The 24,572-nt window shown below is 66.5% G+C and carries 22 protein-coding genes and 4 tRNA genes; 14 read left to right on the top strand and 12 right to left on the bottom strand.

Translation table 11 applies throughout. The features are described 5' to 3' along the window. Nucleotides 1-14 precede the first annotated feature (14 nt). The gene (pstS, locus tag I6J77_RS09080; RefSeq protein WP_204111444.1) at nt 15-1,049 is read right to left on the bottom strand and encodes a phosphate ABC transporter substrate-binding protein PstS; all 1,035 of its coding nucleotides are present in this window, start codon (nt 1,047-1,049) and stop codon (nt 15-17) included. A gap of 194 nt (nt 1,050-1,243) precedes the next feature. Beyond that, the gene (rnt, locus tag I6J77_RS09075; RefSeq protein ID WP_204108742.1) at nt 1,244-1,903 is read right to left on the bottom strand and encodes a ribonuclease T; all 660 of its coding nucleotides are present in this window, start codon (nt 1,901-1,903) and stop codon (nt 1,244-1,246) included. Nucleotides 1,904-2,088: 185 nt separating this feature from the next. Here rnt and I6J77_RS09070 point away from each other — a divergent pair, with 185 nt between their 5' ends. Then, nucleotides 2,089-3,342: a porin gene (locus tag I6J77_RS09070; RefSeq protein WP_204108741.1), complete on the top strand. Its 1,254-nt coding sequence runs from the start codon at nt 2,089-2,091 to the stop codon at nt 3,340-3,342. A 139-nt stretch (nt 3,343-3,481) separates the two neighbouring features. Here I6J77_RS09070 and hflD read toward each other — a convergent pair whose 3' ends face one another. The 3 genes from hflD to I6J77_RS09055 are packed head-to-tail and all read right to left on the bottom strand — an operon-like array spanning nt 3,482 to nt 5,740. Next, a complete protein-coding gene (gene hflD, locus I6J77_RS09065) occupies nt 3,482-4,105 on the bottom strand; it encodes a high frequency lysogenization protein HflD (protein ID WP_007808964.1) in 624 nt (207 codons plus the stop codon). 10 nt (nt 4,106-4,115) lie between these two features. Beyond that, nucleotides 4,116-5,258 carry a tRNA 2-thiouridine(34) synthase MnmA gene (mnmA, locus tag I6J77_RS09060; protein WP_304627164.1) on the bottom strand — a complete coding sequence of 381 codons (1,143 nt, stop codon included), beginning with the start codon at nt 5,256-5,258 and terminating at the stop codon, nt 4,116-4,118. After that, nucleotides 5,255-5,740, bottom strand: a complete 486-nt coding sequence (locus I6J77_RS09055) for an NUDIX hydrolase (RefSeq protein WP_204108740.1) — start codon at nt 5,738-5,740, stop codon at nt 5,255-5,257. Before I6J77_RS09055 ends, mnmA begins: the two co-directional genes overlap by 4 nt. 122 nt (nt 5,741-5,862) lie before the next feature. Here I6J77_RS09055 and clpS point away from each other — a divergent pair, with 122 nt between their 5' ends. Both clpS and clpA read left to right on the top strand, forming a co-directional pair. Continuing rightward, nucleotides 5,863-6,189 (top strand): ATP-dependent Clp protease adapter ClpS, encoded by a 327-nt coding sequence (clpS, locus tag I6J77_RS09050; protein WP_007808959.1) that lies wholly within the window; start codon nt 5,863-5,865, stop codon nt 6,187-6,189. A gap of 66 nt (nt 6,190-6,255) precedes the next feature. Continuing rightward, nucleotides 6,256-8,526 carry an ATP-dependent Clp protease ATP-binding subunit ClpA gene (gene clpA / locus I6J77_RS09045; protein ID WP_204108739.1) on the top strand — a complete coding sequence of 757 codons (2,271 nt, stop codon included), beginning with the start codon at nt 6,256-6,258 and terminating at the stop codon, nt 8,524-8,526. A 112-nt stretch (nt 8,527-8,638) separates the two neighbouring features. Here the strand turns inward: clpA and infA are convergent, their stop codons facing one another. Both infA and I6J77_RS09035 read right to left on the bottom strand, forming a co-directional pair. Continuing rightward, nucleotides 8,639-8,857 (bottom strand): translation initiation factor IF-1, encoded by a 219-nt coding sequence (gene infA, locus I6J77_RS09040; protein ID WP_204108738.1) that lies wholly within the window; start codon nt 8,855-8,857, stop codon nt 8,639-8,641. Between the two features lie 107 nt (nt 8,858-8,964). Beyond that, nucleotides 8,965-9,240: a polyhydroxyalkanoic acid system family protein gene (locus I6J77_RS09035; protein WP_056717548.1), complete on the bottom strand. Its 276-nt coding sequence runs from the start codon at nt 9,238-9,240 to the stop codon at nt 8,965-8,967. A gap of 381 nt (nt 9,241-9,621) precedes the next feature. Between I6J77_RS09035 and I6J77_RS09030 the strand changes: the two genes are divergently transcribed. The 10 genes from I6J77_RS09030 to I6J77_RS08985 all read left to right on the top strand — a co-directional run bounded on the left by I6J77_RS09030 (nt 9,622) and on the right by I6J77_RS08985 (nt 17,960). Next, on the top strand, nt 9,622-10,389 hold the full coding sequence (locus I6J77_RS09030; protein ID WP_056764879.1) for an FHA domain-containing protein: 768 nt from the start codon (nt 9,622-9,624) through the stop codon (nt 10,387-10,389). Nucleotides 10,390-10,473: 84 nt separating this feature from the next. Continuing rightward, complete coding sequence (gene serC / locus I6J77_RS09025) at nt 10,474-11,562, top strand: 3-phosphoserine/phosphohydroxythreonine transaminase (protein ID WP_204108737.1); 1,089 nt, start codon at nt 10,474-10,476, stop codon at nt 11,560-11,562. Between the two features lie 93 nt (nt 11,563-11,655). Further along, entirely contained in the window at nt 11,656-12,744 is a 1,089-nt protein-coding gene (gene pheA / locus I6J77_RS09020; RefSeq protein WP_007808947.1) for a prephenate dehydratase, read from the top strand. Further along, on the top strand, nt 12,741-14,051 hold the full coding sequence (gene aroA / locus I6J77_RS09015; protein WP_204108736.1) for a 3-phosphoshikimate 1-carboxyvinyltransferase: 1,311 nt from the start codon (nt 12,741-12,743) through the stop codon (nt 14,049-14,051). The genes pheA and aroA overlap by 4 nt, the downstream gene beginning before the upstream one ends. Nucleotides 14,052-14,108: 57 nt before the next feature. After that, nucleotides 14,109-14,888: a 3-deoxy-manno-octulosonate cytidylyltransferase gene (gene kdsB / locus I6J77_RS09010; RefSeq protein ID WP_204108735.1), complete on the top strand. Its 780-nt coding sequence runs from the start codon at nt 14,109-14,111 to the stop codon at nt 14,886-14,888. Nucleotides 14,889-14,926: 38 nt separating this feature from the next. Further along, the gene (uvrC, locus tag I6J77_RS09005; protein WP_204108734.1) at nt 14,927-16,768 is read left to right on the top strand and encodes an excinuclease ABC subunit UvrC; all 1,842 of its coding nucleotides are present in this window, start codon (nt 14,927-14,929) and stop codon (nt 16,766-16,768) included. 72 nt (nt 16,769-16,840) lie between these two features. After that, nucleotides 16,841-17,452, top strand: coding sequence for a CDP-diacylglycerol--glycerol-3-phosphate 3-phosphatidyltransferase (pgsA, locus tag I6J77_RS09000; protein WP_007808940.1), 612 nt, complete (start codon nt 16,841-16,843; stop codon nt 17,450-17,452). 72 nt (nt 17,453-17,524) lie between these two features. Further along, nucleotides 17,525-17,600: transfer RNA gene (locus I6J77_RS08995), tRNA-Gly, on the top strand. 126 nt (nt 17,601-17,726) lie between these two features. Further along, nucleotides 17,727-17,802: transfer RNA gene (locus tag I6J77_RS08990), tRNA-Gly, on the top strand. An 84-nt stretch (nt 17,803-17,886) separates the two neighbouring features. Further along, a tRNA-Cys gene (locus I6J77_RS08985) sits at nt 17,887-17,960 on the top strand. 96 nt (nt 17,961-18,056) lie between these two features. Here I6J77_RS08985 and I6J77_RS08980 read toward each other — a convergent pair. Next, a complete protein-coding gene (locus I6J77_RS08980) occupies nt 18,057-20,234 on the bottom strand; it encodes a bifunctional diguanylate cyclase/phosphodiesterase (RefSeq protein WP_239308889.1) in 2,178 nt (725 codons plus the stop codon). Nucleotides 20,235-20,413: 179 nt separating this feature from the next. Here I6J77_RS08980 and I6J77_RS08975 point away from each other — a divergent pair, with 179 nt between their 5' ends. Next, nucleotides 20,414-20,800, top strand: coding sequence for an HU family DNA-binding protein (locus I6J77_RS08975; RefSeq protein ID WP_007808937.1), 387 nt, complete (start codon nt 20,414-20,416; stop codon nt 20,798-20,800). Nucleotides 20,801-20,908: 108 nt separating this feature from the next. Here the strand turns inward: I6J77_RS08975 and I6J77_RS08970 are convergent. From I6J77_RS08970 to I6J77_RS08955, 4 genes are all read right to left on the bottom strand, one after another. Beyond that, a tRNA-Leu gene (locus I6J77_RS08970) sits at nt 20,909-20,995 on the bottom strand. 133 nt (nt 20,996-21,128) lie between these two features. Further along, complete coding sequence (locus tag I6J77_RS08965) at nt 21,129-22,364, bottom strand: TraB/GumN family protein (RefSeq protein WP_204108733.1); 1,236 nt, start codon at nt 22,362-22,364, stop codon at nt 21,129-21,131. Between the two features lie 84 nt (nt 22,365-22,448). After that, a complete protein-coding gene (locus tag I6J77_RS08960; RefSeq protein WP_204108732.1) occupies nt 22,449-23,339 on the bottom strand; it encodes a carbon-nitrogen hydrolase in 891 nt (296 codons plus the stop codon). A gap of 59 nt (nt 23,340-23,398) precedes the next feature. Further along, the gene (locus I6J77_RS08955) at nt 23,399-24,448 is read right to left on the bottom strand and encodes an agmatine/peptidylarginine deiminase (RefSeq protein WP_204108731.1); all 1,050 of its coding nucleotides are present in this window, start codon (nt 24,446-24,448) and stop codon (nt 23,399-23,401) included. Nucleotides 24,449-24,572: the final 124 nt, after the last annotated feature.

Here is a 24,572-nt window from a genome sequence, read left to right as displayed (position 1 = left end):
CTTCGATCAAACCATCAATGCTTGAATTCGGAAGCCCAATACGCCTCGATCTTGCTGACCAGCGCGGTCGGCAGCGGCACGTAGTCGAGTTCGCTGGCTGCCGGCTGGCCATGCTCCAGGGCGTACTTGAAGAAGTCGAAGGCGACCTTGCTGTTGCCGGCGTTCTTCGGCGACTTGTACATGATCATCCAGGTGGTGGCAGTGATCGGCCACGCCTGTTCGCCCGGTGCATTGGTCATGATCAGGTTGAAGTCCTTGGCGCTGGTCCAGTCGGCCGTGGCGGCGGCAGCAGCGAAGGCTCCGGCGCTCGGCTTCATGAAGTTGCCGCTGGCATTCTGCAGGTCGACCCAGGCGAGCTTGTTCTTCACCGCGTAGGCGTATTCGACGTAGCCGATCGAGCCCTTGATCTGGCGCACGTACTGCGACACGCCTTCATTGCCCTTGCCGCCCACGCCGGCCGGCCATTCAACCGCCGTGCCGAACTTCACCTTGGTCGCCCATTCATTGCTGACCTTGGACAGGTAGTTGGTGAAATTGAACGAGGTGCCCGAACCGTCCGAACGATGCACCACGGTGATCTTGCCGGCGGGCAGGGCCAGGCCCGCGTTCAGCGCGGCGATCTTCGGATCGTTCCAGTGGGTGATCCTGCCAAGGAAGATGTCGGCCAGGGTGGCGCCGTCCAGCTTGACCTGGTCGGCCTGCACGCCGGCGATGTTGACCACCGGCACGATGCCGCCGACCACGATCGGGAACTGGCCCAGGCCGTACTTCTGCAGGTCTTCCGCCTTCATCGGGGCGTCGGAAGCGCCGAAGTCGATGGTGCCTTCCTTGATCTGCGCGATGCCGGCACCGGAGCCCACCGACTGGTAGTTGAGGCGGTTGCCGGTCTTCCCGGCATAAGCGGCCGACCACTTGGACATGACCGGGTAGACGAAGCTGGAGCCGGCGCCGGTGATGTCGGTGGCCTGCGCGGCGGCTGCGCCGAAAGTCGAGGCCACGGCCAGCGTGGCGACGGCAGCGAATCGGACAGGTAAGTTGCGGATGGTCAACACGGTAGCTCCTATCGAGTGGGGTCGGATGCGACCCCGCCATTTCAGGCTCTTCGTGTTGCCATTGGATGAAATGAATGTTTCAGGCAGATGACATGGGGCGGGGGAACGGGGAACAGGGAACAGGGAACGAGAGCGAAAGCTGCGATGCTCTACCGTTCCCCGTTCCCCGTTCCCCGTTCCCCGTTCCCGCCTCAGCCCCCGCCCAGCCCGACGTGCGCCTGCTCGAACAGCTCCAGCTGGCGCCAGCGATTGACCACGCTGCAGAACAGGTCGGCGGTGCGTTCGGTGTCGTAGACGGCGGAATGGGCTTCGCGGCTGTCGAATGGATGACCGGCGGCGAGCACGGCCTTGCTCAGCACGGTCTGGCCATAGGCAAGCCCGCCCAGGCTGACCGTGTCGAAGCAGCTGAACGGGTGGAACGGATTGCGCTTGTGTCCGCAGCGTTTCACGGCCTGGTTGAGGAAGCCCAGGTCGAACGCGGCGTTGTGGCCCACCAGGATCGCCCGCTGGCAGCCGGCCTCGCGGACCGCTTCGCGCACCACATGGAAGATGTGATCCAGTGCCTGCCGCTCGGCCAGTGCACCGCGCAGCGGATTGGTCGGATCGATGCCGGTGATCTCCAGCGAACGCGGATCGAGGTTGGCGCCGGGGAAGGGCTCGACGTGCGTGGATACCGTAGCCTGCCGTTGCAGGAAGCCGTCTGCGTCCATGCACAGGGGCACGGCGGCGATTTCGAGCAGTGCGTCATGTTCGGCGTCGAAACCGCCGGTTTCCACGTCGACCACCACCGGCAGAAAGCCGCGGAACCGGTCGGCCATGCGTGGCGCGGCGCTGTTGTTGGGAATTTCCATCGGCGAAGCATATCAGTCGTGCTGCGCGACATGAGACAGCGGAGCGTGGTGCAGCTGTCATGGTGGTGTCATGAAAGCGGCATTCAACAGTAAAAATCGCTGGGCAAACTTGTTAACGAATCGCTGGCCGGCCATCGGATCGAGGGGGCGATCGAGATTTTCCCATCAACTTTCGGAGTAATGACATGCGTTCCAAATTGATTGCGGTAGCGATCGCCGCTGGCCTGGGCGTCAGCAGCTTCACGGCCGCCGCGGCGCCGCAGCACACGACCACGGCCGCCAGCAGCAGCGAAATCGAACTCCTCAAGGCCCAGTTGAGCGCGTTGCAGGCCAAGGTGGACGAACTGGAACAGCGCACCGACGCGCAATCCGAGATCAATGTCAGCACCGGCCAGGCGGTGGAGAAGGCGACCAACGTGACGGCCGCCAGCGACAAGAAGTTCGCGGCGCTGGAAAAGGCGGTCAACAACACCACGCTGTCCGGCAGAATGTATTTCGATGTCACCAGCATCGATCAGAAGAACAGCGATACCGGCAAGACCAATGCGTCCGGCCTCGGCATCGACGTGAAGCGCTTCTACCTCGGCGTCGACCACAAGTTCAACGACATCTGGTCGATGAACCTGACCACCGACTTCAACTACGTCAGCAGCGATGGCGAAACCAACCTGTTCGTCAAGAAGGCGTATGTGCAGGGCAAGTTCGACCAGGCCGCCGTGTTCCGCATCGGTTCGGCCGACATGCCGTGGATTCCGTTCGTCGAGAACTACTACGGCTTCCGCTACGTGGAACCCACCACGACCGACCGCCTGAAGTACGGCAACTCGGCGGACTGGGGCCTGCACCTGGGCGGCGACATCGGTGCCGGCAAGTCGCTCAACTACGCGGTGTCCGTGGTCAACGGCAACGGCTACAAGAACCCGGGCCGCAGCAAGGGCGTGGACGTCGAGGGACGTGTGGGCTTCGTGCCGTTCGAGAACATGGTCGTGGCCGTTGGTGGCTACAGTGGCCACCGCGGTCAGGAAACCCAGTTGACCGACGCGCAGAACACCGCCCAGCGCGGCGACCTGATGGTGGCCTACGCCAGTGACGCGTTCCGTCTGGGCGCCGAGTATTTCACCGCCAGGAACTGGAACAACGTGCTGACCACGGCGACGGACAAGGCCGACGGCTACTCGCTGTGGGGCAGCGTGGCGATCGCCGATGGCGTCAACCTGTTCGCCCGTTACGACAATGCCAAGCTCAGCAAGACCCTGGACAGCGCCAACAAGGATGTCTACTACAACGCCGGCGTCGAGTTCCAGGTGACCAAGGGCTTCAAGCTCGCTGGCGTGTGGAAGCACGAGAAGGCGGACAAGTCGGTGGGTACGCCGGCACCGCTGCACGTGCAGAACGTGAAGACCAACGAGATCGGCGTATTCGGCGAGGTGCGGTTCTAAAACTGTCACACGGCCGCGGCATACTGCGGCCATCCGGACGGCGACAGACGCAAGGGTTATCGCAAGGGAGTTCCACCCAGGGAAGGAAAACGGCGGGCCTTGCCCGCCGTTTGCTTTTCCGCCAAGCGAAAACCCGCGGTCAGCGCCGATCCAGCGTGGAGCCGGTCAGCAGGCCGCGCGCCAGCATGCTGCACTGGCGCCGGTACAGCAGCAGCTGCCACTGGCGTCCGCCCAGTTGCCGCCACAGCACCGCCGAACGCACTGCGGCGAGCAGGTTGGTGCGAACCTTTTCCACCACGCTGGGCAACTGCAGTTGTTGCGGGTTGCCGCTGACCATCACCCGCGGGTTGAGGATCGACAGGGTGGAGGCGTACAGCTCGGCCAGCCGGCTGTTGACCTGGCTGGAATCCTGGCCGAAGTGCTCGACCTGCCGCTGCGCGGCGATGATGCCCTGCTGCAGTTTCTCCAGCAGGTCCGGACGTGCGGCCAGGCTGCGCTCCAGCCGCATCACGGTGACGGTCATGCGCGTCACCGCCATGTCGCGGCCGGTTTCGTCGAGCTGCGCGATCAGCGTGCGCAGGCCGAGCCGCACGTTCGCGGCGTCGCCGTACACGGCGACCACGGAAGGCGCGTCGATGCGGAACACGCTGGCCACGCTGGCTTCCATCGCGCCTTCGTCGCAACGCCCGTCATTGGCCAGTTGCTGGGCCAGCGCGCAGGCCTGGAACAGGCCGGCCAAGGCAAGCACACGCTCTTCGGTCATGGAAAAAGTTTCAAGCACGGGTTGGAGCCACTCTTGCAGGGGAAGGGGAGGCGAAAGCCGGCAGCAGGCCGCCGTAGGCTGCGTCGGTGGCGGCGATCACCGCGCCGCCGAGGCAGACCTCGCCATCGTAGAGGACGACCGACTGTCCGGGGGTGACGGCGCGCTGGGCGTCGTCGAAGCGGATGTCCAGGCCGCTGGCGGTCACGCTGACCGTGCAGGCCTGGTCGTCCTGCCGATAACGGGTGCGGGCGGTGCAGCGGAACTCGTCCGCGGGCGCGCGGCCATCGACCCAGGTGGGTGCTTCCGAGCGCAATCGCCGCGAATGCAGCCAGCGGTTCTCGCCGCCCTGGGCGACATACAGCACGTTCGCCGCCACGTCCTTGCCGACCACGTACCAGGGCTCGCTGGCGGCGCCATGGCGGCCGCCGATGCCCAGCCCGTTGCGCTGGCCCAGGGTGTAATACATCACCCCGTCGTGCTCGCCGATCAGCTCGCCGTCCGGGCTGCGCATCTCGCCGGGGCGGGCCGGTATGTATTGCGACAGGAAACCGCGGAAGTCGCGCTCGCCGATGAAGCAGATGCCGGTGGAGTCCTTCTTGGCGTGGGTGGGCAGGTGGGCCTCGCGGGCCAGTTCGCGCACGCGAGGCTTCTGCAGCTCGCCCAGCGGGAACAGCGTGGCAGCCAGTTGCTGCTGGCCCAGCGCATGCAGGAAGTAGCTCTGGTCCTTGGCCGTGTCCACCGCACGCAACAGGCGGTAACGCCCATCCACGCAGTCGACGCGGGCGTAATGCCCGGTGGCGATCTTCTCGGCGCCCAGCGCGTGCGCTTCGTCGAGAAAGGTCTTGAACTTGATCTCGCGATTGCACAGCACGTCGGGGTTCGGCGTGCGCCCGGCGCGATACTCGGCCAGGAAATGCTCGAACACGCCATCCCAGTATTCGCCGGCGAAGTTGCGCGCGTGGAACGGAATGCCCAGGCGCCCGCACACCGCCACGGCGTCCTTGCGGTCGGCGTCGGTGGTGCACGGGCCGGAGCGCTCGTCCTCTTCCCAGTTCTGCATGAACAGGCCCTCGACCTCGTGGCCGGCCTGCTGCAGCAGCAAGCCGGCCACCGACGAGTCGACGCCGCCGGAAATGCCCAGCATCACCTTCACGACGGCTCGCCTTCGGGCAGGTGGCTCAGGGTCTCCAGCGGCAGCCGCTGGCCGCCCAGCCACAGGTCGATACTTTGCAGGATCATCGGGCTGCGCAGGCGCTCGCCCAGCGCGGCGATCTCCTCGCGGGTCAGCCACAGCGCGCGGCGGATGTCGCTGTCCAGCGGGCGGTTGGGATCATGGCTGATCGCGCGAGCGGCGAAGCTGAAACGGACCACCGCGTCGCCATGCTCGGTGCTGCGCCACTGGTGCACGCCGATCAGGTGCTGCAGTTCCACCGTCCAGCCGGTTTCCTCCAGGGTTTCGCGCAGGGCGGCCTGGGCGAGGCTTTCGTGGTCGTCCAGGTGGCCGGCCGGCTGGTTGTAGACCAGTCGCCCGGCCACTTCTTCCTCCACCATCAGATAGCGTTCGCCCCTGGCCACCACGCAGGCCACGGTGACGTGCGGACGCCAGATATCGGAGTTGGGGGAGGAATCGGCCATGGACAGGCAATACCGGGGTGGAAAAGTGCCCATTGTGCCATCACCTCTGCTGACGCACCGTTGCGGCAGGGACGCATCCGCCGCGGCGTATACTTCGAACCAGAGAAACGACCCTGACCAACATGGCCCACGAACCCGAACATGAGCACGACAGCGGCCGCGGCCTGGCGCTGGAAACCGCGAAACCCGAGGTGGCGCGGCCCCCTCTGTTCCAGGTGCTGCTGCTGAACGACGATTTCACTCCGATGGATTTCGTGGTCGAGGTGCTGCGCAGCTTTTTCAACCTCGACCAGGAACAGGCGGTGCAGGTGATGCTGCACGTGCATACCCGCGGGCGTGGCGTCTGCGGCGTCTTCACCCGCGAGGTGGCGGAAACCAAGGTTACCCACGTCAACGAATATTCACGCTCCCATCAGCACCCGTTGTTGTGCACTATGGAAAAGCTCTGAGCGACCCCATTTCGTGCTCATTGCGGCGTTGAAGGCCGCTCCCACTGCAAAGCGGAGACGATCCGAATGTTCAGCAAGGATCTGGAAGTCACCATCGGCCATTGCTACAAGCAGGCCCGCGAACAACGCCACGAGTTCATGACGGTCGAGCACCTGTTGCTCGCCCTCACCGAAAACCAGTCCGCGCTCGGCGCCCTGCGCGCCTGCGGCGTGGACCTGCCGCGCCTGTCGGCCGACCTGGAGCGCATCATCGGTGAAACGGTGCCGGTGCTGCCGGCGGGCGACGAGCGCGACACGCAACCCACGCTGGGCTTCCAGCGCGTGCTGCAACGGGCGGTTTACCACGTGCAATCCTCCGGGCGGAAGGAGGTCACCGGCGCGAACGTGCTGGTGGCGATCTTCGGCGAAAAGGATTCGCACGCGGTGTATTTCATGCACCAGCAGGAGATCACCCGGCTCGACGTGGTCAACTACATCTCGCACGGCATCGCCAAGATCGGCGACGAGCCGGCCGCCGGCGTGGCCGGCGGCGAGCGCGAGGGCGAGGAGGGCGGCGAGCCGAAGGGCAATCCGCTGCAGGAGTTCGCCAGCAACCTCAACGAGCTGGCGCTGGAAGGCAAGATCGACCCGCTGATCGGCCGCACCGACGAGATCGAGCGCACCATCCAGGTGCTGTGCCGCCGGCGCAAGAACAACCCGCTGTACGTGGGCGAGGCCGGCGTAGGCAAGACCGCGCTGGCCGAGGGCCTGGCCAAGCGCATCGTCGACGGCGAAGTGCCCGAGGTGCTGGAAGACGCCACCATCTGGTCGCTGGACCTGGGCGCGCTGGTGGCCGGCACCAAGTACCGCGGCGATTTCGAGAAGCGCCTGAAGGGCGTGATCGCGCAGCTGAAGAAGCAGCCGGGCGCGATCCTGTTCATCGACGAGATCCACACCATCATCGGCGCCGGTTCGGCGTCGGGCGGCACCATGGACGCGTCGAACCTGATCAAGCCGATGCTGGCTTCCGGCGAACTGCGCTGCATCGGTTCGACCACGTTCCAGGAATACCGCGGCGTGTTCGAGAAGGACCGCGCGCTGGCCCGCCGCTTCCAGAAGATCGACGTGGTAGAGCCCACCGTGGCCGACAGCATCGAGATCCTCAAGGGCCTGCGCTCGCGCTTCGAGGAACACCACCACGTCGCTTATACCAACGAGGCGCTGAAGGCCGCGGTGGACCTTTCGGTCAAGCACATCCCCGACCGGCTGCTGCCGGACAAGGCGATCGACGTGATCGACGAGGCCGGCGCACGCCAGCGGCTGCTGCCCGAGGAGCAGCGCACCGGCACGGTGGACGTCAGCGAGGTCGAGTACATCGTGGCCAAGATGGCGCGCATTCCGGCCAAGCAGGTGTCCGCCTCCGACCGCGACGTGCTGCGCAACCTCGAGCGCAATCTGAAGATGGTCGTGTTCGGCCAGGACCAGGCGATCGAGGCGCTGTCCGCATCGATCAAGATGGCCCGTTCGGGCCTGGCCGATCCGTCCAAGCCGATCGGCTGCTTCCTGCTGGCCGGCCCCACCGGCGTGGGCAAGACCGAGGTGACCAAGCAGTTGGCGATGCAGCTCGGCATCGAGATGATCCGCTTCGACATGTCCGAATACATGGAAGGCCATTCGGTGTCGCGGTTGGTGGGCGCGCCTCCGGGCTACGTCGGTTTCGACCAGGGCGGCTTGCTGACCGAGGCGGTGACCAAGCATCCGCATGCGGTGCTGCTGCTGGACGAGATCGAGAAGGCGCACCCGGACGTGTTCAACATCCTGTTGCAGGTGATGGACCGCGGCGTGCTGACCGACACCAACGGCCGCGAGGCGAACTTCAAGAACGTGGTGGTGGTGATGACCACCAACGCCGGCGCGGCGATCGCGGCACGGCGCAGCATGGGCTTCGTCGAGCAGAAGCACGAATCGGACGCGATGGAAGTGATCCGCCGCATCTTCACGCCGGAGTTCCGCAACCGGCTGGACGCGATCATCCAGTTCGGCGCGCTGGATTTCGAGCACATCCTGCGCGTGGTCGACAAGTTCCTGATCGAACTGGAGACCCAGCTGACCGAGAAGCGGGTCAGCCTGGACGTGGACGCCGACGCCCGCCGCTGGCTGGCCGAGCACGGTTTCGATCCGCAGATGGGCGCACGCCCGATGGCGCGGGTGATCCAGGAGAAGGTGAAGCGTGCACTGGCCGACGAACTGCTGTTCGGCAAGTTGGCCGACGGCGGCGTGGTGCGGCTGAGCGTGGCCGACGGCGAGCTGAAGGTCGATTGCCAGGCGGCCGAGCAGGTGCCGGCGGTGGTCGAGTAACCGGGCCGCAAGCCCGGATGCAAGGCAAAGCAAAGGCGGCGCATTGCGCCGCCTTTGTCATGTCTGGCACCTCATCACGCGTTCGCTGCAGCAAGGCTGCGGCACGACCGCTTTACTTCATGCGGTAGGTGATGCGTCCCTTGCTCAGGTCGTACGGGGTCATCTCGATCTTGACCTTGTCGCCCGTGAGAATGCGGATGTAGTGCTTGCGCATGCGACCGGAGATGTGGGCGGTGATGACGTGCCCATTCTCGAGTTGTACGCGAAACATGGTGTTGGGCAGGGTCTCCTGGACCGTGCCTTCCATTTCGATGACGTCGTCTTTGGCCATGTGTTCCGGGGTTCACGCGCAGCCGTCATGGCCGCGTAAGCCGACGATTATGCCACGAAAGGGCGCCTGGTTAAAGAATCATCAAGCAGGCGGAACGCCGGGGCGGATCAGCTGAAATGCTCGTCCAGCTTGCGCCGGATTTCCTGCTCGACCATGCCCTTGAGTGGGGCCAGCATCAGGCCCAGCTCCGCCTTGACCTGGATCGCATCGCCGGCTACCGCGATGGAGCCGGTGACGCCGGGGCGCGAGAACAGCAGGGTGTCGTCCTGCCAGCGGCCTTCCATGCCGAACTTTTCGTGCATGCGCGCGGCGACCTGCTCGACCACGGAACGGGCTTCGGCGATCGAAAGCTGGTGGGGGCGGCGGATGTCGATCTTGGGCATGGGGATTCCGGGGATGGGGTGGCGTCTGCAGGCGCATCTTAAGGCAACGCTGATCAAGTATCGCCGCCGTCATGATGACTGGCAGGCCTGCAGGTGGTGTTGCGTGGCGCCGGCAAGACTGGCCGTCTTGTCAAGCCGCGCGGCACCGCCTGCGGGCCTGCCAGTCATCACCCCCTCATTTCAGATTCAAAGGTTGAGGCCCACCCTCTCTGTCCGCATACCTTCGGTCCGTCGCCTCGACAGACGGCCAGTCTGCCTTCGCCGACGGTCCTGTGGTCTGCGGACAGAGAGGGTGGGTGACGGTGGTGACACTTGGTCAGCGTTGCCTTGATGGCACGGGGTCACATGATAGAGTTTCGCGGTCCTTTGACCGGTTCATCCATGCGTATCGAATTTCCCAATGCGGCCCGTGAAGACTTTCACTGGACGCAGGCGCTGTTGCGGATCGGCAGCGCTGCCCACAACGACCTCGTGCTGGCCTCCGGCCAGGCGGCGCCCGAACATCTGCGGATTCATCAGGATCGCCGCGGCTGGGTGTTGCAGGTGCTGCCGTCGGCGGATCGCATCCATGTCAACGCGCGTCCGGTGCGTGAGCAGGCCCTGTTGCGCGCGGGCGACGTGATCAGCGTCGGCGACTGCCGCATGCTGCTGCGTTCCGACGAAGACCCCGCGGGGCGCGCCTCGCCGCAGGTTTCCGGGCAGGGGCGTTGCACGGTGGCCTTGCGCGCCGTCGCGGGCCCGTTGTCTGGCCGGGTGCTGTCGCTGGAAGGCGGGCTGGAACTCGGCTCGCCAGGCCATTGCCCGCTGGAGTTGCCACAAGGCGACGTGGTGGTGCTGCGTATTTTCTGGGAAAGCGGCCAGTTGTGGCTGGAAAACCTGCGTGCCTGCGAGCGTCATCCGCTGCGGGTCAATGGCACGGCCGTGCAGAAACTGGCCTTGCTGCCCGGCGACCAGATCGGCGTGGCCATGCATCGCTTCGTGATCGACGGTCCGGGCATGGAGCCGGAGCCGGAGATCGTGATGGCCGAATCGTGGCCGCAGCCGCTGCCGGAAGAATCGGCGGGCCCGACCAGCGAGGTCTGGTGGCTGATCGTCACCGCCGCCGTGCTGGCTCTCGGCATCGCCCTGGTCCTGCTGATCCGGTTCTGAGCCTGCCTGCGTCGTGGCAGTTGACCGCGCCATGCTGCGCCGCGGCATAATGCCGGACACACTTCCAACGGGATGCAGGCGCACGTGAGCAGAGTCTGGAACTTCAGCGCCGGTCCGGCGGCCTTGCCCCCGGCGGTACTCGAACGCGCACAGCGCGAACTGCTGGACTGGAACGGCAGTGGCGCCTCGGTGATGGAGCAGTCGCACCGCGGCAAGCGCTTCATCTCGATGGCGGCCCAGGCCGAAGCCGACCTGCGCAGCTTGATGCAGATCCCGGCCGATTACGCCGTGCTGTTCCTGCAAGGCGGCGCGACCCAGCACTTCGCGCAGATCCCGATGAACCTGGCCGGCCCGGACGACGGCGCCGACTACATCGTCAGCGGACACTGGAGCGCCAAGGCCGCCAGCGAAGCCGGTGCGTACGTGCGGGTGAATGTGGCGGCCAGCAGCGCCGCGGACGACTATCTCAGGCTGCCGCCGCGCGACAGCTGGCAGCTCGATCCGCGCGCCGCCTATGTGCATTACACGCCGAACGAGACGATCCACGGCGTCGAATTCCATGACGTCCCCGATGTCGGCGAGGCGGTGCCGCTGGTGGCCGACCTGTCCTCGAACATCCTGTCCGAATCGCTCGACGTCAGCCGTTTCGGGCTGATCTACGCCGGCGCGCAGAAGAACATCGGGCCGTCCGGCCTGGTGGTGATGATCATCCGCCGCGACCTGCTGCAGCGCGCGGGCCGGCCGATGGCGCGGATCTTCCGCTACGCCGAGCACGCCGCCGCCGACTCCATGCTCAACACGCCGAACACCTGGGGCTGGTACCTGGCCGGACTGACCTTCCAGTGGCTGCTGGAGCAGGGCGGCGTCGCCGCGATGGCCGACCTGAATCGGGCCAAGGCCGGCTTGCTGTACGGCGCCATCGACGGTTCGGACGGCTATTACCGCAACCCGGTCGATCCCGCCGCCCGTTCGCGCATGAACGTCCGCTTCGACCTGCATGACACGGCGCTGGATGCCGCGTTCCTGCAGGAGTCGGACGCCGCCGGCCTGCTGGCGCTGAAGGGACACAAGGCGCTGGGCGGCATGCGCGCCTCGCTGTACAACGCGGTGCCGCTGGCGGCCGTCGAGACCCTGGTCGAATTCATGGGCGATTTTGCCCGCCGGCACGGTTGAGCAGGCGCAGACGGCGTTTTTCAGGCAGGATGCAGCTTCTCCATTTGGACGTCCATCATCCGGACGTCCATTCATTCAGACAGTGATCGCATCATGACCGATTCAAAAACCCCGCTGGGCGAGATGCGCGAGCGCATCGACAGCATCGACCGGCAGATCCAGCAGCTGATCTCCGAGCGCGCCAACCATGCGCGCACGGTGGCCAAGGTGAAGGGCGAAGGTCTTTCCGCGATCGACTATTACCGACCCGAGCGCGAGGCGCATGTCCTGCGCATGGTGGTGGACCGCAACGACGGCCCGCTCTCCGATACCGAGATGGTGCGCCTGTTCCGCGAGATCATGTCGTCCTGCCTGGCCCAGGAAGACCCGCTGAAGATCGGCTTCCTGGGGCCGGAAGGCACCTTCAGCGAACAGGCGGTGCGCAAGCATTTCGGTCACGCGGCCTACGGCTTGCCGCTGGGCAGCATCGAGGAAGTGTTCCAGGAGGTCGCCGCCGGGCATGCCGATTTCGGCGTGGTGCCGGTGGAGAATTCGGGGCAGGGCATGATCCAGGTGACGCTGGACATGTTCCTCACCTCCGAAGCCACGATCTGCGGCGAGGTCGAGCTGCGCGTGCACCAGTGCCTGCATTCGCTCACCGGGAAGCCGGAGGACGTCAGGCGCGTCTACGCCCATGCCCAGTCGCTGCAGCAGTGCAAGACTTGGCTGCGCCTCAACCTGCCCGAGGTGGAGTGCATCGCGGTGGGCAGCAATGCCGAAGCGGCGCGGCTGGCCCGTCATGCCGACGATGCGGCGGCGATCGCGGGCGAGACCGCGGGCAAGGTCTACGGCCTCAAGACCGTGGCGAAGGGCATCGAGGATCGCGCCGACAACACCACGCGCTTCCTGGTGATCGGCCGGTCGCTGTTCCCGCCCTCGGGCAATGACCGCACCTCGCTGCTGATCACGGTCAACGACAAGCCCGGCGCGCTGTACGACGTGCTCAGCCCGTTCGCGAAACACGGCGTCAGCCTGAACCGGATCGAGTCGCGGCCGGCGCATACCGGCAAGTGGCAGTACGCATTCTTCATCGACGTTTCAGGGCATATCGATGAAGGCTCGCTGCAGGCCGCGGTGCAGGACATCGGCGCCTCGGCGGCCACCGTGCGCGTGCTGGGTTCGTATCCGGTGGCGCTGCCTTGAGCGGCCGGCTCGACTGGAGCAGCCGGCCGGGCGGCGCGTTGCAAGGCAGCGTCACCGTGCCCGGCGACAAGTCGGTGTCCCATCGTGCGCTGATGCTGGCGGCCATCGCCGAGGGCACCTCGCATATTCATGGCTTCCTCGAAGGCGAGGACACCCGGGCCACCGCCGCCGTGCTGGCGCAACTGGGCGTGCACATCGAGACGCCGTCGGCCGGCGAGCGCGTGGTGCACGGCGTGGGCCTGCACGGTCTGCGCGGCACCACGCTGCCGCTGGATTGCGGCAACGCCGGCACCGGCATGCGCCTGCTCGCCGGCCTGCTGGCGGGGCAGGCGTTCGACAGCACGCTGGTCGGCGATGCGTCCCTGTCGAAACGACCGATGCGCCGGGTGACCGATCCGCTGGCGCTGATGGGCGCACGCATCGATAGCCATGATGGCCTGCCACCATTGGACGTCCATGGTGGGCAGCCGCTGCGCGGTATCCGCTACGAGCTGCCGGTGGCCAGCGCCCAGGTGAAGTCGGCCCTGCTGCTGGCCGGGCTGTATGCCACGGGCGAAACGGAAATCATCGAACCGCACCCGACCCGCGACTACACCGAACGCATGCTGGCGGCGTTCGGCTGGCCGATCGTGTTTGCGCCGGGCCAGGCGAGACTCGAAGGCGGACACGTGCTGCGCGCCCGGGATGTCGACGTGCCGGCGGACTTTTCCTCGGCCGCGTTCTTCCTGGTCGCTGCCAGCATCGTGCCCGGTTCGGCGTTGCGCCTGCCCGGCGTGGGGCTCAACCCGCGTCGCACCGGCCTGCTGCAGGCGCTGCGGCTGATGGGGGCGGACATCACCGTCGAACACGAGCGCGAAGCCGGCGGCGAGCCCGTCGGCGACCTCGTGGTGCGCCACGCCGCGTTGCACGGTGTCGAGCTGCCGGAGTCGATCGTGCCGGACATGATCGACGAGTTCCCCGCCTTGTTCATCGCGGCGGCGGTGGCTTCCGGTCGTACAGTGATCCGGGGCGCCGCCGAGCTGCGGGTGAAGGAATCCGATCGCATCGCGACCATGGCCGCGGGCCTGCGGGCGCTCGGCGCGCGCATCGAGGAAACGCCCGATGGCGCGATCATCCACGGCGGCCGGCTGGCCGGTGGCGCGGTGGACAGCCATCTCGACCACCGCATCGCGATGAGCTTCGCGGTGGCCGGGCTGGTCGCCGACGCACCGGTGCGGATCAATGACTGCAGCCATGTCGCCACTTCGTTCCCGGGCTTCGTGACGCTGTCCAACGGTTGCGGTTTCGACCTGCGCGATGCGGACTGAGCCGCCGCGCAGGCTGTATCTTGGTGGCATTGGTCCGGGCTGCTGAAGGTTTTATCCATGTCGAACGTCGTACCTCCCTTCATCGTGGCGATTCCCGCCCGTTACGGCTCGACCCGCCTGCCGGGCAAGCCGCTGCGCGAGATCGACGGCATTCCGATGGTGGTGCGCGTGGCACAACGCGCCTTGCAGGCCGGCGCCGCCCAGATCGTGGTGGCGGTGGACGATGCGCGGATCGCCGATGCGCTGGCCGGGCAGGCCGGCATCGATATCTGCATGACCCGCGCGGACCACGCCTCGGGCAGTGACCGGCTGGCCGAATGCGCGCTGCATTACGGCTGGAGCGCGGACAGCATCGTGGTGAACCTGCAGGGTGACGAGCCGTTCGCCCCGGCCGCGGGCATTCGCGCGGTGGCGCAGGCGCTGGCCGGCGACGACGCGCCGATGGCCACGCTGGCCACGCCGATCATCGACGCCGAGGAACTGTTCGATCCGAACGTGGTGAAGCTGGTTCGTGCGGCGAACGGACACGCGCTGTACTTCAGTCGTGCGCCGATACCGTGGGCGCGCGATGCGTTCGCCGGTGATCGACACAGCTTGCCGTCGGGCCTGCCGTTCCTGCGGCACATCGGCATCTACGCCTATCGCGCCGGTTTCCTGGACCGCTACACGCGCCTGTCGCGCACGCCACTGGAGCAGGCCGAGTCGCTGGAACAATTGCGCGTACTGGAACACGGCCACGCGATCGCGGTGCGACTGACCCCCGAACCGTTCCCGCCCGGCATCGATACCCAGGCCGACCTGGAGCGCGCCGAGCAGTGGTTGCGCACGCAGCACTAAGCCACCATATCGATCGGGCCGCCCTCTAGAATCGTCCCATGCAGCCCGCGCAACCGCCCCCCTTCGACGGCAAGGCCTTCGTCCGTACGCTCACTTCCGCCCCCGGTGTCTATCGCCACTTCGATGCAGCGGGTGAGCTGCTTTACGTGGGCAAGGCCGGCAACCTCAGGAAACGCGTCAGCAGCTACTTCCTGAAGCCACGGATGGAACCGCGCATCGCGGCAATGGTGGCGCAGATCGCCCGCGTCGAGATCACCGTGACGCGTACCGAGGGCGAGGCGCTGCTGCTGGAATCGCAGCTGATCAAGTCGCTGAAGCCGCGTTACAACATCCTGCTGCGCGACGACAAGAGTTATCCGTACATCTACCTGTCCAGCGGCGAGGACTATCCGCGGCTGGCCTTCCATCGCGGTGCGAAAAACCTGCCGGGACGCTACTTCGGGCCGTATCCCAGCACTTACGCGGTGCGCGAGAGCCTCAGCCTGATGCAGAAGCTGTTCAAGGTGCGCCAGTGCGAGGACAGCTATTTCCGCAACCGCACGCGCCCCTGCCTGCAGTACCAGATCGGCCGCTGCAGCGCGCCGTGCGTGGGCCTGATCAGCGTGGAGGATTACCGCAACGACGTGCGCCACGCCGAGATGTTCCTGGAGGGACGCAGCAACGCGGTGATCGACGAGCTGGCCGAGGCGATGGAGCAGGCCAGCAAGGCGCTGCAGTTCGAGCGCGCGGCGAAGCTGCGCGACCAGGTCGCCGCGCTGCGCCAGCTGCAGGCGCAGCACCACGTGCAGGGCGCCAGTGCCGACATGGACGTGATTGCCTGCCGCATCGAGGCGGGCATGGCCTGCGTCAGCGTGCTGTTCTTCCGCAACGGCATCAGCCTGGGCACGCGCGAATTCTTCCCGCGGTTGCCGCTGGATGCCGAGCCGGCCGACGTGCTGACGCAGTTCATCGCGCAGTATTACCTCGACCGGCCGGTGCCGCGGGAACTGATCCTTGGCGAGGCGCTGGCGGATCGCGCGATCCTGGCCGAGTTGCTGAGCCAGCATGCCGGTCGCGCGGTGGAGCTGAAGTCCAGCGTGCGGGGCGACCGCGCGCAGTTCCTGCAGATGGCCGAGCGCAACGCGCAGGCCTCGCTGACCGCGCGACTGGCCAGCCGGCAGACCCTGGGCACGCGCTTCGACGACCTGCAGAAGCTGCTCGGGCTGGAGGCGCCGCCACGCCGCATCGAATGCTTCGACATCAGCCACACGATGGGCGAACTCACCGTTGCCTCGTGCGTGGTGTTCGGCCCCGAAGGTCCGGAAAAGTCGCACTACCGCCGTTTCAACATCGCCGGCATCACGCCCGGCGACGACTACGCGGCGATGCATCAGGCATTGACCCGGCGCTTCCGCAAGGTGGCCGACGGCGAGGGCGCGCGCCCCGACGTGCTGCTGATCGACGGCGGAGGCGGGCAGGTGGCGCAGGCGCTGGACGTGCTGAAGGAGCTTGGCGTCATCGGCATCGAGGTGGTCGGCGTGGCCAAGGGGCCGGGGCGGCGCGCCGGCGAGGAAACCCTGGTGCTGGCGCGGATCGAAGCGGGAAGCCCGGGACGCGAGCTGCACCCGGGCTCGTCGTCGCCCGCGTTGCATCTGGTTGCCGCGGTGCGCGACGAAGCTCACCGCTTCGCCATCAGCGGCCACCGCAAGCGCCGCGAGAAGGCCCGCGAGCGCAGCGTGCTCGAAGACGTGCCGGGCGTGGGCGCCCGCCGCCGCTCGGCGCTGCTGAAGGCGTTCGGCGGCATGCAGGGGGTCGAGGGCGCCGGCGTCGAGGAACTGATGCAGGTGAAGGGCATCGACCGCGGCCTCGCCGAACGGATCTACGCCAGCCTGCATGGCTGAACATCGGCAAACCCTTTCACTCGGCAGTAGCGCATCGGCGTGCGAAACTGGCGCAAACCACTGGAAAGAATCATGCGCATCAACCTGCCGACCTGGCTGACCCTGTTCCGTGTTGCCTTGCTGCCGGTGATGGTGGCGGTGTTCTACCTGCCGTTCCCCGGGCACAACATCACCGCGGCGATCGTGTTCGTGCTGGCTGCGATCACCGACTGGCTGGACGGCTATCTGGCCAGGCGCATGAAACTCACCTCGGCCTTCGGCGCGTTCCTCGACCCGGTGGCCGACAAGCTGATGGTGGCGGTGACCCTGTTCCTGCTGGTGGAAGCACACCGCGGCGGCTGGCCGGGCATCGTGATGGCGGTGACGGCAGCGGTGATCGTGGGGCGCGAAATCAGCGTTTCGGCGCTGCGCGAATGGATGGCCGGCATCGGCATGCGCGCCACGGTGAAGGTCGCCTTCATCGGCAAGTTGAAAACGGTGATGCAGATGGTCGCGCTGGTGGTGCTGATCGTGCAGCACGAGAAGGCCGCCGAGGCGTTGCGGCTCTATCACATCGGCGAAGCGCTGCTGGTGATTGCCGGCGTGCTGACGATCTGGTCCGGACTGACCTATCTGCGCGCCGCGTGGCCGCTGCTCAGCAGCGACATGCAGGAGCCGTCGCCGGTCGACAAGGCCGGGTCCTGAGCAGGCGGTTCGCGTTGTTGCAAATCCGGGCTTGACGATCCGCCATCACGTATTAGAATGCGCGGCTCCAATGCGGGAATAGCTCAGTTGGTAGAGCACGACCTTGCCAAGGTCGGGGTCGCGAGTTCGAGTCTCGTTTCCCGCTCCAGTTCGAAGATGAGGCCCCGACGTGTTCGGGGCCTCGTCGTTTTCGGGCCGGATGAAATCCCTTGCCGAATTTGCCCTCAAGGCTATTCACAAGCGAGTTCATTCTGGTATGATTCACGGCTCCGATGCGGGAATAGCTCAGTTGGTAGAGCACGACCTTGCCAAGGTCGGGGTCGCGAGTTCGAGTCTCGTTTCCCGCTCCAGTTTCAACGCAGAACCTCGGCTTTCCGGGGTTTTGTTTTTTCGGGACAAGCTGCGATCATTCCGGTCGCGTTTATCGAAGCAATGGCCTGGTGGCAGAGTGGTCATGCAGCGGACTGCAAATCCGCGTACGCCGGTTCGATTCCGACCTAGGCCTCCATTGCCCGATTGGCTGCCATGCAGCCCTGAAACCCGCCGCTGGCGGGTTTTTTGTTGGCCACGTCGCTGGCCATGCGTGTTCGCGTCGCAGCCGGAGTCAGGCGCCGGCGGGGACGGCATCGACAGCAGGTGCGGCGGCTCGTTGACCGACCCATTGCCGGAAGTCGTCCGCCGCCAGCGGTCTGCAGATGAAGTAGCCCTGCATCAGGTCACAGCCCAGTTCGCGCAACACGGCTTCCTGTTCGGCCGTTTCCACGCCTTCGGCAATCGTGGTCATGCCGAGGCGACGGCCTACGTCGATCACGAAGCTGGCCAGCGGATCGGCAATGGTTGCCTGCAGCGCGCCGATGAAGGAGCGATCGATCTTCAACTCGTCCAGGGGCAGTTGCTGCAGATAGGCGAGCGAGGAATAGCCGGTGCCGAAGTCGTCGAGCGCCAGGCGGAAGCCGATCGCGGAAAGCTGCTGCAAGGTGCGCAGGGCCGCGTCGAAGTCACCGAGCAGGGCGCTCTCGGTCAGCTCCAGGGTAAGCGTGGAAGGCTCGATGCCCGCCGCGGCCACCTGCTCGGCGAGGTTCGACACGAACTGCGGGTGGGCAATTTGCCATGGGCTGATGTTGATGGAGATGCGCCCACCGAAATCGATGTCCTGCTCGCGCCACTGGCGGATGTGCCGGCAGGCGCATTCGATCGCCCACGTACCGATGGCGTGGATCAGGCCGGTTTCCTCGGCGATCGGAATGAAGATGGCTGGCGAAACCTGCCCCAGACGGGCGTGGTTCCAGCGCAGCAGCGCCTCGGCGCCCACCAGCGCACCGTGCATGTCCACCTGGGGCTGGAAGTGCAGCGAGAAGTCCTGCTGTTCCAGTGCCGTGCGCAGGCCGCGTTCCAGCTCCAGTCGTTCATCGGCATCGCGTTGCATGTGCGGCAGGAACAGACGCGCCGCATTGCGCCCGGTGGACTTGGCGCGATACAGAGCGATGTCCGCGCAGCGAACCACGTCAGCTGCGCCCTGGCCGTGCTCGGGGAACAACGCCACGCCGATGCTGGCGCCCACGCCGAGCACGCGATTGTCGATCGCCAGTGGCGCGGCGAGTCGCTGCAGCATCCCTGCGGCGACATCCATCGCCCGGGCCGCGGCATCGTCGGCGCTGGTGCTGGCGGGTCCCAGCAGCACCACGAATTCGTCGCCACCGAGGCGGGCCACGGTGGACGCGGCAGGCGCCACGGAGAGCAGGCTGTCGGCAATGCTTTCCAGCACGCGATCGCCCACGTGATGCCCCAGCGAGTCGTTGATGGTCTTGAAGTTGTCGAGGTCGATCATCAGCACGGCGCCGTGCTGATGCGATTGTGTGGCATCGGCGATCAGGTCGGCCAGGGTGTACAGCGCGCGCAACCGGTTGGGCAGCCCGGTCAACGCATCGTGGTAGGCAGCGTGGCGCAGGTCGAGTTCGGTCTCGCGGCGAATGTCCGCCTCGGCACGCAACTCCCTGGCCGTGCGTTCGAGCTGCAGGGTGTGCGCGTGCATCTGGCCAGCCAGGGAAACGCCCATCAGCAGCACGAAGGAAAGAAAGGCGAACGCATCCAGCGAAGGGTAGGGCTTGCCCAGCGTGCTGACCACGATGGCGCCCCACAACAGCGCGACAAACTGGATCAGCAGGCACAGGCCCAGCAAGGCGCCGCGCAGGCGCTGGCCTTCCCGGTACTGTCGCCATGCACGGTACAGCGCCCACAGGAAGATGACGTAGCTGGCCCAGCGAAAGGCATCGCCGCCGAACGAACGCGTGCCGTCCAGAGTGAACAGCGACTCTCCCCATGGCAGCACCAGCGGCGTGCCTTCGCGCAGCGTCGTGTCGAACGCCGTGTACGGCTGGATCAGGTTGAACGCGAACATGCCCAGCGCGGCGAAACAGACGGCACCCAGGACGGGGCGTTTCGCCGGCCTGCCGGTGTAGCAGCCGACGAAGACCATCAGCGCCGGCATCGCGAGGATCGCCGCGCCAGTGACCATGCGCAGGCCGCGAATGGCGGGCGCCACCGAGTCGGCCGCATTCATCAGTGCGTTGCCCAGTGCCAGCGTGGCAAGGCAGGTCGCCAGCACGGCAAACGCGAGGTGGGTGCGGTCGTGCCGCTGGCGCGCGCCGATCACCAGGAACTGCACGGCAGCGCCATAAGCCAGGGCGGCCATCGCCAGCAGTGCGGCAGTGAAATAGCCAAAGCCGGGGTGATCCACCACCGCCATCCGATTCCCCCGATCCGCCTCGGTCGGCGGATTCATGGCGCGTAGCGTACGCCATGACGACCGGAAAATGACCTTCGCGGGCGACGGCATGCACTTTTCCTGCAGGAATCGATGATTTTCCTGCGAGACCCGTTGGCGGAACCCTTAAATTCCCCTACATTCAGCGGGCCGTGAGGCAATGCATCCATCCATCACACCTAGACGAGGGGAAATCCATGGCAAAGGCACAGAAAGCAGCAGCCAAGAGCAAGCCGGCACCGAAGGCGAAAGCCGCACCGGCTGCTCCGAAGCCGATCAAGGAAGCGCTGAACAAGTCCAGCCTGGTGGCGCATATCGTGGAAGCCAGCGGCGTGGTCGCCAAGGACGTCCGTGCCGTGCTCGCAGCGCTGGAAGGCGCGGTTGCCGGTTCCGTGCACAAGAAGGGCGCCGGCTCGTTCCAGCTGCCGGGCCTGCTGAAGATCACCGCGGTGAGCGTGCCGGCCAAGCCGAAGCGCAAGGGCATCAACCCGTTCACCAAGGAAGAGCAGTGGTTCGCGGCCAAGCCGGCATCGGTCAAGGTCAAGATCCGTCCGCTCAAGAAGCTGAAGGATGCCGCGGCCTGATTGCCACGGGTTACCCAGCGTCTGTCATGAAGGTGCGGCGGCTTTGTCCGCCGCACTTTTTTTGTGCGCGTGGCAGCCGCGGAAAAGATCGGGCGTGGAGGGAGTGTGTGGTGCCCGGACCCGGGATCGAACCGGGATACCCGTGAGGGTGAGGGATTTTAAGTCCCTTGCGTCTACCAGTTTCGCCATCCGGGCGGGATGTCGCAGCGTGCTGCAGCACGGCTGCAGGCGGCGCGCATCGTAGCATGCGCCCGGCGCAGGCCTGTTACGCGCGGCGCGTCAGAGCCTGTGAAGAAAACCGCTTCCTGTGGTTTTCTTCTATCGCGAGTCAGAACAGGCTCTTGAAGATGTGGATGCCGGCGCTGTACTCGCCGATGATCGTGCCCACGCTGACCAGGAAGAAGTTCAGCAGGGTGCGTGCCACGCGGTTCTTCCACCAGCCGCTCCAGTGCACGATGTCGTCGCGCAAGGTGTCGAAGTCGACCACCCGGGGGCGACGCACCCAGGCTTCGGCCATCGCGCTGATGCCGCCGGCGGGGATGCCGGGACGGAACGGCTTGATCGGTGCGGCGATGAAGGCGGCCAGGATGCTGACCGGATGACCGCCGGCTGCCAGTGCGCCCAATGCGGCGAAGCCGCCGGTGAACAGCACCCAGTCACGCAGCGCCTGCGCGCCCAGTGCCGCGTTCTGATGGAAGGCCCAGGCGATGGCGGCGAACACCAACAGCACCAGGCCCACCGCAAGCCATTTCGGCCAGCGCGCCTTGGGCGGCAACGCGGCCAGCTCGGCAACCCTGGCCGCGGGATCGTCCTGCTGATCGCGCAGCAGGGTGCACATGCCCTTCAGGTGACCTGCGCCGATCACCACCAGCACGCGGCGGTTCTCCGGGCCGGCCGAGCTTGCCGCTTCCTGGCGCAGGCGTGCAGCCATGAACGCATCGCGTTCGCCGATCAGGCTGTCGTAGAGCGGCTTGGAGCCGGTGGCGAATTCGCTGAACGCGCTTTCGAGCAGGTCTTCCTGCTTCAGCTTCTCGATGTCGCCCTGGGCGATCTCCTCGCGATCGAACACGCTGGCCAGCAGGCCGCCGAGCAGGCCGAAGCGCTGCCAGAAACCCACGCTGCGCCAGGCCCGCTTCAGCGTGGTGCCGACCTCGCGGTCGATCGTCCACAACGGCAGGTTGCGTCGTTCGGCGCCATCCATCGCCGCCTTCATTTCGGCGCCAGGCTGGATGCCGGACTGGTCGGCGAGGCGCTTCTGGAACGTCGACAGCACCAAGCTGGCGGCGACCATGCCGGCCTTGCCCTGGCGGATCACCTTGAACAGGTCCATCTGCTTGAACGCTTCGGGATCGCGCATGCTTTGCGCGCGGCTGTCGCAGAGTTCCACCGCCACCGCATCGAAGTGCTCGTGATCGAGCAGGGCCTCGACCGCTTCCATGCTGCTGCGCGATACGTGCGCGGTGCCCAGCACCACGTACTCCACGCCGTCGCGTTGCACCCGTTCGATCGGCTGGCTGTCGAGCGCGGCGGGCGACGTGGTGACTTCGGTTTCGGGGACACTCATGCGATCAGCAGGCCGGTCTGAAGGGAAAGTCCAAGCATGGGGACGAAGGCCATGCGGAACAAGCAGCAGCGTGCCCGTCCGGTTTCAGTCGCGGTAGCGCCTGAGCAGGTCGGCGTAGGCATCGATGCGGCGATCGCGCAGGAACGGCCAGATCCGCCGCACATGCTCGCTGCGCGCCAGGTCCACCTCGGCCAGCAGCAGTTCGCGGCCTTCCGTACCAGCCTGGGCCAGGTATTCGCCCTGCGGACCGGCGACAAAGCTCGACCCCCAGAACTGGATGCCCGCGCCTGTCGCCGTCGGGTCCGCTTCGTAGCCGGTGCGGTTGCACGACAGCAGGGGCAGGCCGTTGGCCACCGCGTGACCGCGCTGCACGGTGATCCAGGCGTCGCGCTGGCGATCCTTCTCGGCCTGTTCGTCGTTCGGGTCCCAGCCGATCGCGGTGGGGTAGAGCAGCAGTTCGGCGCCGGCCAGCGCCATCAGGCGCGCCGCTTCCGGATACCACTGGTCCCAGCACACCAGCACGCCGAGCCGGCCGACCGAGGTGTCGATCGGCTCGAAGCCGAGGTCGCCCGGGGTGAAGTAGAACTTCTCGTAAAAGGCGGGGTCGTCGGGGATGTGCATCTTGCGATACTTGCCCGCGATCGCCGCCGAGCGATCGAAGACGACGGCGGTGTTGTGGTACAGCCCGGTCGCCCGCTTCTCGAACAGCGAGGCGACCACCACCAGCTGGAGTTCTTCGGCCAGCTTGCCGATGCGCTCGGTGCCGGGGCCGGGAATCGTCTCGGCCTGGTCGAACACCTCGACCGACTCGTGCTGGCAGAAGTACGGCCCGTTGTGCAGTTCCTGCAGCAGCACCAGTTCGGCGCCGGCGGCCGCGGCTTCGCGCAGGCCGGCTTCGATCGCATCGAGATTGGCGTCGCGGCTGCCGCGGTCGGTTTCCTGCAGCAGGGCGACCTTCAGGGTCTTGCGGGTCATCGGGGCTATCCTCGGCATGGCGCCAGGCGAAACAGACCCTGCAGTTTAGCCGATGCGGCTCAGGCCAGCCCGGCCGGCAGCTGCATGGTGATGCAGTGCAGGCTGCCGTTCTGCCAGATCAGCGGCCGGCACGGCACCTGCACGATCTCGCGGCCCGGATGCGCCGCGCCGATGATGCGGGCGGCCTCGGCGTCGGCCGGGTCGTCGTAGGCCGGCACCAGCACGGCGCCGTTGACGATCAGGTAGTTCGCGTAGGACGCGGCGAGGCGGCGTCCCTCATCGATGCCGCTTTTATCAAGGATGGGCCGCGGCCACGGCAGCGGGTGCAGTCGATATGGACGGCCATCGACGGTGCGCAGCGCGGCCAGTTCGCCGGCCATGCGCTGCAGCTCCTCGTGGTGCGGATCGCTGGCGTCGTCGCAGGCCTGGAACACGATCCGGTCGTCCGGCGCGAAGCGGGCCAGGGTGTCGATGTGGGCGTCGGTGTCGTCGCCTTCGAGGTAGCCGTAGTCCAGCCACAGCACGCGATCGGCGTGCAGGCCGTCGCGCAGGATGGCGCTCATTTCCTCGCGCGACTGTTCCGGGTGGCGCTGCACCAGGCAGCGCCAGGTGGTGAGGATGCTGCCCACGCCGTCGCTCTCGATGCCGCCACCTTCCAGCGCCCAGTCGATGCGCTTGTGCGCGGCGTGGCCGAACACGCCCGCGGCGACCAGGCCGGCGACCAGGGCATCGTCCTGTTCGGCGCCGAACTTGCCGCCCCAGCCGGTGAAGCGGAAGTCGGTGAGCTGGAAGCCCCGGGCACCGCCCTTCAGCGTGATCGGGCCGGAGTCGCGCAGCCAGGTGTCGTCGTAGGGCAGGGTGATGCAGCGCAGCTTCGACAAGTCCACGCCGGCGTCGGCGAGCAGGCCTTCCACGTGGACGCGCAAGTCTTCATCGGCGACCACGATGATCAGCGACTGGAAGCGCGTCACCGCGGCGGCCAGCGCCACGTAGGTGGTTTCCACCGAGGCCAGTCGTTCGGCCCAGTCGGTGTCCGCGTGCGGCCAGGCGATCAGGACGGCGGATTGCGGTTCCCATTCCGCGGGCAGGCGCAGGTTGTGGTCGGTCATGCGGGGTGATCTCGTGTGCACGCTGGGCACGCCGGGTTTGGCGCGCGACCGCAAAGTGTACGACGCGGCGGACACGCGCACACAAAAACGCGGCCCGCATCGCTGCGGGCCGCGCCTTCATGAA

It is taken from the genome of Rhodanobacter sp. FDAARGOS 1247, assembly GCF_016889805.1.
Taxonomy (GTDB): Bacteria; Pseudomonadota; Gammaproteobacteria; order Xanthomonadales; family Rhodanobacteraceae; genus Rhodanobacter.
This window is presented reverse-complemented; position numbering and strand designations above follow the sequence as displayed.